The following is a 9,940-nucleotide window of genomic DNA, read 5'->3' as shown; positions in this document are numbered from 1 at the left end:
CAAGACCGCCAGCTCCGGGCTTTGCTGCGCAAAGCCCGGAAACTGGGGTATCAACTTGTCGCTGCCTGAGTGCCTTAAAAATCAGTGGGTTGCATTTTGTTTGATGAGAGCGGGCTTGCCCCGCGAAGCAGGCGACTCAGGTCCCGGACTTGATCCGGGTCCAGGCGCGCGTACGCGCCCGCTCGGCCTCACGCGACAGCGGCTTGAGCGTATACAGCTTGGCCATCGCCTCTGCGGTTGGGTAAAGGTTGGGGTTATTGCGAATCGCCGGGCTGACCTTGTCGGTGGCATCCTTGTTCGGGTTGGGGTAACCCACGAAGTCGCTGATCGGCGCGATCACCTCAGGGCGCAGCAGGTAGTTGATGAAGGCATGGGCATCCTGCGGGTTGGCCGCGTTTTTCGGGATCGCCAGCATGTCGAACCAGATCGGTGCACCTTCCTTGGGCAAGCGCATGTCCACCACCACGCCGTTCTTGGCATCCTTGGCCCGGTTGGCGGCCTGGGAGAAGCTGCCGCTGTAGCCCACCGCCACGCAGATATCACCGTTGGCGATGTCGGCCATGTACTTCGAGGAATGGAAGTAGGTGATGTGCGGGCGAATCTTGAGCATCAGCGCCTCGGCTTTCTTGTAGTCATCCAGCTTGTCGCTGTTCGGCGGCAGGCCCAGGTACTGCAAGGCCAATGGCAGGATCTCCGACGGCGAGTCGAGCAGCGCCACGCCACACTGCTTGAGCTTGGCGATGTTCTCTTCCTTGAAGATCAGGTCCCAGCTGTCCACCGGGGCGTTTTCGCCCAGCGCCGCCTTGACCTTGTCGGGGTTGAAGCCGATCAGGATGGTGCCGTACATGTACGGCACGGCGAACTTGTTGCCTGGGTCGTTCGCTTCGATCAGCTTCATCAGCGCCGGGTCCAGGTGCTGCCAGTTCGGCAACTTGCTGCGGTCCAGCGGCTGGAACACCCCGGCCTCGATCTGCTTGGCCAGGAACACGTTGGACGGCACCACCACGTCGTAGCCGGAGTTGCCGGTGAGCAATTTGGCTTCGAGCGCTTCGTTGGTGTCGAAGATGTCGTAGACCAGCTTGACCCCGCTGTCCTTCTGGAAGTCGCTCAAGGTCTGCGGGGTGATGTAATCGAACCAGTTATACACACGCAAGGTGGGCTGCTCGGCGTGAGCCTGCAGGGCACCGGTGAACAGGGTGGCAGCGATGAACGGGGTGAGCAGACGCTTGAGTCGGACCATTACCGGGCTCCTGGCTGGGCGCGCTGGAAGCCTTCCAGCACATTGACCGCGTTGATACCGATTTCTTCCACAGCGTAGCCGCCTTCCATCACGAACAAGGTCGGCTTGCCGAGCCGGGCGATGCGCTCGCCCATGGCCAGGTAGTCGGGGCTGTCGAGCTTGAACTGGGAGATCGGGTCGTCCTTGAAGGTGTCTACGCCCAACGAGATCACCAGCACCTCGGCGTCATACGCGGCGATGCGCTGGCAGGCGTCTTCCAGGGCGTCGCTCCAGGCAGCCCAGTCACTGCCGGCAGGCAGCGGGTAGTTGATGTTGCAGCCAGCGCCAGCGCCTTCGCCGGTTTCGTCGGCGTAGCCGAGGAAGAACGGGAATTCAGCCTGGGGGTCGCCGTGAATCGAGGCGAAGAACACATCCCCGCGTTGGTAGAAGATGTCTTGCGTGCCGTTGCCGTGGTGGTAGTCGACATCGAGGATCGCCACTTTGCTGCGGCCCTGGTCGAGGAACGCCTGGGCGGCGATGGCGGCGTTGTTCAGGTAGCAGTAGCCACCCATCACCTCGGCGGCTGCGTGGTGCCCCGGTGGGCGGCACAGGGCAAAGGCCGAATGGGCGCCTTGCTCGATGGCGGCCTGGGCGGTAAGGGCCACTTGCGCGGCGCTGTAGGCAGCCTGCCAGGTGCCGGCGGTGATCGGTGCGCCGGCATCGAAGCTGTAGTAGCCCAGTTCGCCGTGCAGGCCGGTTGGCTTGACCTGGCGCAAGGTGCGCGCAGGCCAGGTGAAGGGCAGCAGGTCGCCGTCGTGGCCGAGTGCGGCCCAGCGGGCCCAGGCGCCCTGGAAGAAGTCCAGGTAGTCGGCGCTGTGGATGCGCTGCAGCGGTGCGCGGCCGAAGTCGGTCGGGCCACGGACTTCGCCGAGGTTGCGCTTTTTCACTTGTTCCAGGACGTGGTCGGCGCGCGAGGGCATTTCGAAGCAAGGCATCAGCTTGCCGTCGATCAGCTCGCAGCGGCCATGGTGCAGGCGGTGATCATCGGAATAGATCGTCAGCATTTGTTGTTCTCCGGGGGGACTGGCGTGGGCCCATTTTCACGGGCGGACTAAAGGTGGAGAACGACGCAAACGGCCAAAAGGGGATCGATATGGCCAAGTCATCCTGTGCCGGCCCTTTCGCGGGGCAAGCCCGCTCCTACAAAGGATGGCGGCGCGCCTACGTGCAATGTTCCCTGCACGACAGCGCAGCCGATCGTGTCCCAGGAAGTGTGTAGGCCTTGCACAGGTCAACCGCGAAAATGGCTGGGCGCCACGCCGCTCCAGCGCTGGAAGGCATGGCGAAAGCTCGCTGTCTCACTGAACCCCAGCGTCTCGGCAATCCGGTAGATCGGCATCTGCTCATCGGCCAGCAACTGCTTGGCCCGCTCGAAGCGCAGTTCATCCAGCAGCTGTTGGTAACTGCTGCCAAGCGCCTGCAGGTGCCGGCGTAGGGTGCGTGATGAGCAGTTCATCTGCCGCGCCAACCCTTCCAGCCCTGGCGCTGCATCCAGTTGCTGCAGCAATAACTGGCGAATGCGCCCAAGCCAGGCCTGGCGCCCGGTGAATTCCAGGTTCAGCCGGCGGCAACGTTCGCTCATGGCCTTGTGGGTAATCGGGTCGGCCAGTGGCAGCGGCATATCGAGCCAGCGGCGTTCGAAGGCGAAGGCATTGTCTTCGGCCTCGAAGCCCAGGGGGCACTGGAATGCACGGGTATAGCGCGCGTGGTAGCCGGGGCGGGCATGTTCGAAGCGCGCACCGAGCAGCGGCAGCGGGCGGCCGAGCAGGTCGTCGCAGATCACTTTCAGCGACACCAGGCAGAATTCGGCATTGAAGGCGGCAAGCTCCGGGCTGTCATGGTAGTCGCTGGCGCTGAACCATACGCGCTGCCCATCGTCGACCAGGCGCAGCTTGAAAACTGTTCCCAGCAGTGCCGGATACTGCAGCGCCAGGCGCAGGGCGTCACCCAAAGTGGCACTGGAAAGCAGGGCGTAACCAAGCATGCCGTAGCAAGACACGTGCATGCGCTGGCCCAGTTCCAGGCCGATGTCCTCGCGCCGGGCCACGGCATTGGCGCACACCTGCAGCTCTTGCTGGGTGGTGATGCGTGCGTCGCTATGGCCCAGGTCGGCCGGGCCTATGCCGCTGCCGGCAAGCAGCGCCGACGCTTCGCAACCTTCTTCGTGGAACAGGTTGAGAATCAGCGAAACCGCGTTGAGTGTGGTCAGGTGACTGTGCAGCATGCTGGTTGATCCCGTCGGGCTGGGAGCCATTATGGAGCAAGTTGTGTGCCGACCACCGCATTTCCCCGCCCGCGGCGCCACGTTCCATCAGGCAAAAAAAAGGCCCGGAGCGTGCGCTCGGGCCTTTGAAAGGTTGAGAGGTGTCTAGTCCCTCGACCTGGTGAGACAGTGTGCGGCGGCTCGTTACGCTTTCAGCGGAACCAGGCGCGGGGCGATCATGTTTTCCGGACGCAGGATGTCGTCGAGCATCGCGTCGTCCAGCAGCTTCTCTTCACGTACCAGTTCCAGTACGCCACGGCCGGTTTCCAGGGCAACGCGGGCGATACGGGTGGCGTTTTCGTAGCCGATGTACGGGTTCAGGGCGGTGACCAGGCCGATCGAGTGCTCGACCAGCTCACGGCAGCGCTGCTCGTTGGCGGTGATGCCGACGATGCAGTGCTCGCGCAGCATGTCCATGGCGCGCTGGAGCAGGCGGATCGAGTCGAAGATCTTGTAGGCGATCAGCGGCTCCATCACGTTCAGCTGCAGCTGACCACCTTCGGCGGCGACGGTCAGGGCCAGGTCGTTGCCCATGATGGCGAAGGCCACCTGGTTGACGGCTTCCGGGATAACCGGGTTGACCTTGCCTGGCATGATCGAGCTGCCTGGCTGACGCGCTGGCAGGTTGATTTCGTTGATGCCGGTGCGTGGGCCGCTGGACAGCAGGCGCAGGTCGTTGCAGATCTTCGACAGCTTGACCGCGGTGCGCTTGAGCATGCCGGAGAACAGCACGAAGGCGCCCATGTCGGAGGTGGCTTCGATCAGGTCGGCAGCCGGTACCAGTGGCTGGCCGCTGATGGTGGCCAGGCGCTGTACGGCCAGGGCCTGGTAGCCCGGGTCGGCGTTGATGCCGGTACCGATGGCAGTGCCGCCCAGGTTGATTTCGGTCAGCAGTTCCGGGGCCAGCGAGCGCAGGCGCTGCAGGTCTTCGGTCATGGTGGTGGCGAAGGCGCGGAATTCCTGGCCCAGGGTCATCGGCACGGCGTCCTGCAGCTGGGTACGGCCCATCTTCAGTACGTGGTCGAATTCCTTGCCTTTGGCTGCGAAGGCCTGGATCAGGCTGTCGAGGCTGGCCAACAGGGCGTCGTGGCCCAGCAGCAGGCCCAGGCGAATGGCGGTTGGGTAGGCGTCGTTGGTCGACTGCGCCATGTTCACGTCGTTGTTCGGGTGCAGGTACTGGTACTCACCCTTCTGGTGGCCCATGGCCTCCAGCGCGACGTTGGCGATGACTTCGTTCGCGTTCATGTTGGTGGAAGTACCGGCACCACCTTGGATCATGTCCACCACGAACTGCTCGTGGTAATCGCCTTTGATCAGGCGGGCGCAGGCTGCACTGATGGCAGCGTGCTTGGCATCGCTCAGGTGTCCCAGCTCACGGTTGGCGTCGGCAGCGGCCTGCTTGACCATGGCCAGGGCCACGACCAGCTTCGGGTAGTGCGACAGCGGAACACCGGAGAGGTGGAAGTTGTTGGCAGCGCGCAGGGTCTGGATGCCGTAGTAGGCATCTGCAGGAACTTCAAGGGTACCCAACAAATCTTTTTCGACGCGGAACGATGCAGCGGAGGACATGATGTATATCATCTCGATTTTGACCCGGCACATGCCGGAATGGCGCTAATCCTAGGCTCGAAGCAGATTTTGCGGCCAATGCTGTTGCACGCTAACCTATGCACAAACGGCATAGTGTTTCATGTGACGCCAATTGACATTCGAGCGTGTTCCATTTTGGTGCACGCCGGGAGATCTGCTTCATGAACCTTGAAAGCAAGTGGCTGGAGGACTTCAGCGCCCTGGCCTCCACCCGCAGTTTTTCCCAGGCGGCGGAGCGGCGTTTCGTCACCCAGCCGGCCTTCAGCCGGCGTATTCGCAGCCTGGAAGCGGCGCTGGGCCTGACCTTGGTGAACCGTTCCCGCACGCCCATCGAACTGACCGAGGCTGGCCAGCTGTTTCTCGTCACCGCGCGGACCGTTGTCGACCAGTTGAGCGAAGTTCTTCGCCACTTACATCATCTTGAAGGCGGGCAGGGCGAGGTGGTTCAGGTCGCGGCTGCACACTCCCTGGCCTCGGGCTTTTTCCCACGCTGGGTCGCGCAATTGCGCAACGATGGCCTGAACATCGCCACCCGCCTGGTTGCGACTAACGTCGGAGACGCGGTGCATGCCTTGAGGGAGGGCGGCTGCGACCTGATGCTGGCCTTCTATGACCCCGACGCCGCCTTGCAGATGGATGCCGAGATCTTCCCGTCGCTGCACATGGGCAACACCGAAATGCTTCCGGTGTGTGCGGTGGATGCCGACGGCAAGCCGTTGTTCGACCTTGAAGGCGACGCCAGCGTGCCCCTGCTGGCCTACAGCGCCGGTGCCTTCCTTGGGCGTTCGGTCAACCTGCTGCTGCGCCAGCGCAACCTGCGCTATACCACGGTGTATGAAACGGCCATGGCCGACAGCCTCAAGAGCATGGCACTGGAGGGCATGGGCATCGCCTGGGTGCCGCGGTTGTCCATGCGCGGCGAGCTGGAGCGTGGCGAGCTGGCCATCTGCGGCAGCAGCCAGTGGCATGTACCGCTGGAAATTCGCCTGTACCGTTGCGCCCTGGTGCGCAAGGCCAACGTGCGGCTGTTGTGGCGCAAGCTCGAAGGCGCCGTGACGGTTGACCCGAAAGTCAGCCAAAGCCCCGAAAAATAAGGGCGACAGTTGGTCGCCGGGGGTGCCAGCAAGGCCTTGGGTTACGGTATACTGCGCGGCCTTTCGACCGGATGCGTCCGGTTCTGATCAGCAAACAAGCCACGCCGGTCGTCCCGCGTGGCTTGTTGTTTTTTGACGCGCCCAAGGGCGCACAAGCGAAGAGGCTCGACGATGAGTGCACTGGTTGGCGTGATCATGGGCTCCAAGTCCGATTGGTCCACCCTTAGCCACACCGCCGATATGCTGGAAAAACTCGGCATTCCCTACGAAGTGAAGGTGGTTTCCGCCCACCGCACCCCGGATCTGCTGTTCCAGTATGCCGAGGAGGCCGAGGGCCGTGGCATCGAGGTGATCATCGCCGGTGCCGGTGGCGCTGCCCACCTGCCAGGCATGTGCGCCGCCAAGACCCACCTGCCGGTGCTCGGCGTGCCAGTGCAGTCGTCGATGCTGTCGGGTGTCGACTCGCTGCTGTCGATCGTGCAGATGCCTGCCGGCGTGCCGGTTGCCACCCTGGCCATCGGCCGTGCGGGCGCGGTCAACGCTGCGTTGCTGTCGGCCAGCATCCTCGGTGCCAAGCATCCGCAGTTCCACGCGGCGCTCAAGCAGTTCCGCACCGAGCAGACCGACACCGTGCTGGACAATCCAGACCCGCGCCAGGCTTGAGGCTGAACCCATGAAGATCGGTGTAATCGGTGGCGGCCAGCTGGGCCGCATGCTGGCCCTGGCGGGCACTCCGCTGGGCATGAACTTCGCTTTCCTCGACCCTGCGCCGGACGCCTGCGCCGCCCCCCTGGGCGAGCACCTGCGTGCCGATTACGGCGACCAGGACCACCTGCGCCAGCTGGCCGACGAAGTCGACCTGGTGACCTTCGAGTTCGAAAGCGTCCCGGCCGAAACCGTGGCCTTCCTCTCGCAGTTCGTGCCGGTGTACCCAAGCGCCGAGGCGCTGCGCATCGCCCGTGACCGCCTGTTCGAAAAAAGCATGTTCCGCGACCTGGGCATTCCGACCCCGGCCTTCGCCGACATCCTTTCCCAGGCCGACCTGGACGCCGCGGTGGCCAGCATCGGCCTGCCGGCCGTGCTTAAAACCCGCACCCTGGGTTATGACGGCAAGGGCCAGAAGGTGCTGCGCACGGCCGAGGACGTGGTCGGCACCTTCGCCGAGCTGGGCAGCGTGCCGTGCCTGCTGGAAGGCTTCGTACCGTTCACCGGTGAAGTGTCGCTGGTGGCGGTGCGCGCCCGCGATGGCGAAACCCGCTTCTACCCGCTGGTGCACAACACCCACGAAAGCGGCATTCTCAAGCTGTCGGTGGCCAGCCAGGCGCACCCGCTGCAAGGCCTGGCCGAAGACTACGTTGGCCGCGTGCTCAAGCAGCTGGACTACGTTGGCGTCATGGCCTTCGAGTTCTTCGAGGTGGACGGTGGCCTGAAGGCCAACGAAATCGCCCCGCGCGTGCACAACTCCGGGCACTGGACCATCGAAGGCGCCGAGTGCAGCCAGTTCGAGAACCACCTGCGCGCCGTGGCTGGCCTGCCGCTGGGTTCGACCGCCAAGGTCGGTGAAAGCGCCATGCTCAACTTCATCGGCGAAGTGCCGGCGGTGGCCAAGGTCGTGGCCATCGATGACTGCCACCTGCACCACTACGGCAAGGCCTTCAAGGTTGGGCGCAAGGTTGGCCACGCCACCGTGCGCTGCCAGGACATGGCCACGCTGAAGGCCAAGATCGCCGAAGTAGAGGCGTTGATCAGCAACTGATCGAACTTCTGCCGGGGCTTGGCCCTCTGAAATGGCAACATGCCAAAGCGCTGTCTAGGCTTTGGCATGTTCCATCTTCATTTCAGAGGGGCTGCCATGGGCATCATTGGAACCATCTTCATCGGCCTTATCGTCGGCCTGCTGGCCCGCTTCCTGAAGCCGGGCGACGACAGCATGGGCTGGATCATGACCATCCTGCTGGGTATTGCCGGTTCCCTGCTCGCCACCTATGGCGGCCAGGCCCTGGGTATCTACCAGGCCGGGCAGGCCGCGGGCTTCATCGGTGCAGTGGTGGGTGCGATCATCATCCTGGTGATCTACGGATTCATCAAGAAACGCTGAATACTGGTTAGAATGCCCGGCAATTCATCCCGAGTTGCCGAGCCTTCTCATGCGTGCCTTGTTCCTGCTTCCCTTGCTTCTGGCCAGTACCCTGGCCCATGCCGAATTGCCTGAAACCGACTGGCTGGAGCTGATGCCCAAGTCGGACCAGAAGGCCCTCGAAGCGATGCCCGAAATCGACCACAACTCGCCGGAAGCCAATGGCACCTTCACCGCCAAGGGCGGCCTGAAGCAGAGCAAGGGCCTGCCGGCGGTGATGTACTCGACCAAGACCGTGGCGGCCATGAACGGCAAGGACATTCGCCTGGGCGGCTACCCGGTGCCGCTGGAAAGCGATGCCAAGGGCAACAGCACGCTGTTCTTCCTGGTGCCGTACCCAGGCGCGTGCATCCACGTGCCGCCACCGCCGCCGAACCAGTTGGTGCTGGTGCGCTACCCCAAGGGGCTGAAAATCGACGACATCTACACGCCGCTGTGGGTGACCGGCAAGCTCAAAGTGGAGAAGGTCAGCAATGACCTGGCCGATGCGGCGTATGCGCTGGATGCGGCGAAGGTGAGGGTGGTGGAAGACGCCGACCTCTGATCGCCTGTGCCGGCCCTTTCGCGGGCAAGCCCGCTCTTGTAGGAGCGGGCTTGCCCCGCGAAGGGGCCGGGCCTGCAAAAGCAGGCCTCAAACCGCAGCGCTACCGATCCGCACCTGCAACGCCCAGCTTGCCCCAGGCTCAAGCTCCACCACATCGCCCCACACATTCGCCGTCTCGATGCACAGCATCCGCTGCCAGCCATCGTCGGCCATGTCCGCCAGCTCCTGGGCCCGTTCGGTCCAGGGGTTCCAGATCACCGCCGAACGCGAGCCGCTGCTGGTCAGGGTGATGCGCCGCGCCCATTTCGGGTCGACGATGCTCAAGGTGCTCGGGGTATCGAGGTAGATGCGGTCGGTTTCCCCGGCAAATTCCAGCGCGCCTGTCTGCTGGCGCTGCTCCCAGTCGGCCAGGGTTTCGATGTAGTGCAGCCCCTCGACGCCTTCCACCCGCGCCTGGCGTACATCGCTGACGGCAAAGTAGCTGTGCAAGGCCTGGCTGATGGTCACCGGGCTGTTGCCCAGGTTGCGGCTGGTCAAGGCCACGCTCAGCTCATCACCCAGCACCACCTGCAGCGTCAGCTCGACATCATGCGGCCAGCCAGGCAGGTTGCCCCGGGCCTCGGGCAGGGTGAACAGGATGTGCAAGTCTGCCCCCTGTTCCTCGACGGCCAGCAACTGCCAGTCACGGGTGCGCGCCAGGCCGTGGGCAGGTGCCTGCTCGCCCTGGTACATGGCCTGCACCGAGGCGGGGTTGCGCTGCAGGTTGCCGAACCACGGCCAGCACACCGGGACCCCGGCACGCACCGACTTGCCCTGGCGGAAGATGGCCTGGTCACTCAGCCACAGCAGCGGTGGCTCGCCAACACGCTGGTAGCTGAGAATCTGTGCGCCTTGCTGGGCAATCAGTAGTTCGGCGCGCTCGCTGCTGATGCGCCAGCAGTTGAGTTCGCCATGTTGCTCGGATTCGACCTTGAAATTAGCCATTGCGCTCGTCTCATTGAATGCCTGTGGGCCCTTGGACCCGGTGACGTGC

10 protein-coding genes are annotated in these 9,940 nt (G+C 63.8%); 5 read left to right on the top strand and 5 right to left on the bottom strand.

Annotated elements, in window-relative coordinates; genetic code table 11:
• Nucleotides 1-136 precede the first annotated feature (136 nt).
• From F3J45_RS19285 to aspA, 4 genes are all read right to left on the bottom strand, one after another.
• A complete protein-coding gene (locus tag F3J45_RS19285) occupies nt 137-1,240 on the bottom strand; it encodes a polyamine ABC transporter substrate-binding protein (RefSeq protein ID WP_167066306.1) in 1,104 nt (367 codons plus the stop codon).
• Nucleotides 1,240-2,283 (bottom strand): histone deacetylase family protein, encoded by a 1,044-nt coding sequence (locus F3J45_RS19280; RefSeq protein WP_167066303.1) that lies wholly within the window; start codon nt 2,281-2,283, stop codon nt 1,240-1,242. The genes F3J45_RS19285 and F3J45_RS19280 overlap by 1 nt, the downstream gene beginning before the upstream one ends.
• Before the next feature lie 227 nt (nt 2,284-2,510).
• Nucleotides 2,511-3,503: an AraC family transcriptional regulator gene (locus F3J45_RS19275; protein ID WP_167066300.1), complete on the bottom strand. Its 993-nt coding sequence runs from the start codon at nt 3,501-3,503 to the stop codon at nt 2,511-2,513.
• Nucleotides 3,504-3,686: 183 nt separating this feature from the next.
• Nucleotides 3,687-5,111, bottom strand: coding sequence for an aspartate ammonia-lyase (aspA, locus tag F3J45_RS19270; protein WP_145184448.1), 1,425 nt, complete (start codon nt 5,109-5,111; stop codon nt 3,687-3,689).
• Between the two features lie 182 nt (nt 5,112-5,293).
• Between aspA and F3J45_RS19265 the strand changes: the two genes are divergently transcribed.
• The 5 genes from F3J45_RS19265 (at nt 5,294) to F3J45_RS19245 (ending at nt 8,907) form a co-directional block, all read left to right on the top strand.
• Nucleotides 5,294-6,226: a LysR substrate-binding domain-containing protein gene (locus F3J45_RS19265; protein WP_167066267.1), complete on the top strand. Its 933-nt coding sequence runs from the start codon at nt 5,294-5,296 to the stop codon at nt 6,224-6,226.
• 171 nt (nt 6,227-6,397) lie between these two features.
• On the top strand, nt 6,398-6,889 hold the full coding sequence (gene purE, locus F3J45_RS19260; protein ID WP_038411454.1) for a 5-(carboxyamino)imidazole ribonucleotide mutase: 492 nt from the start codon (nt 6,398-6,400) through the stop codon (nt 6,887-6,889).
• Between the two features lie 10 nt (nt 6,890-6,899).
• Nucleotides 6,900-7,982: a 5-(carboxyamino)imidazole ribonucleotide synthase gene (locus F3J45_RS19255; protein WP_167066264.1), complete on the top strand. Its 1,083-nt coding sequence runs from the start codon at nt 6,900-6,902 to the stop codon at nt 7,980-7,982.
• Nucleotides 7,983-8,078: 96 nt separating this feature from the next.
• Nucleotides 8,079-8,324 carry a GlsB/YeaQ/YmgE family stress response membrane protein gene (locus F3J45_RS19250; protein WP_167066261.1) on the top strand — a complete coding sequence of 82 codons (246 nt, stop codon included), beginning with the start codon at nt 8,079-8,081 and terminating at the stop codon, nt 8,322-8,324.
• A 49-nt stretch (nt 8,325-8,373) separates the two neighbouring features.
• Complete coding sequence (locus F3J45_RS19245) at nt 8,374-8,907, top strand: DUF3299 domain-containing protein (protein ID WP_167066258.1); 534 nt, start codon at nt 8,374-8,376, stop codon at nt 8,905-8,907.
• An 87-nt stretch (nt 8,908-8,994) separates the two neighbouring features.
• On the opposite strand, the gene F3J45_RS19240 is transcribed toward F3J45_RS19245, so the two are convergent.
• Nucleotides 8,995-9,891 (bottom strand): D-hexose-6-phosphate mutarotase, encoded by an 897-nt coding sequence (locus F3J45_RS19240; RefSeq protein WP_167066255.1) that lies wholly within the window; start codon nt 9,889-9,891, stop codon nt 8,995-8,997.
• Nucleotides 9,892-9,940 lie beyond the last annotated feature (49 nt).

The organism is Pantoea sp. Ap-967, assembly GCF_011752565.1.
Taxonomy (GTDB): Bacteria; Pseudomonadota; Gammaproteobacteria; order Pseudomonadales; family Pseudomonadaceae; genus Aquipseudomonas.
This window is presented reverse-complemented; position numbering and strand designations above follow the sequence as displayed.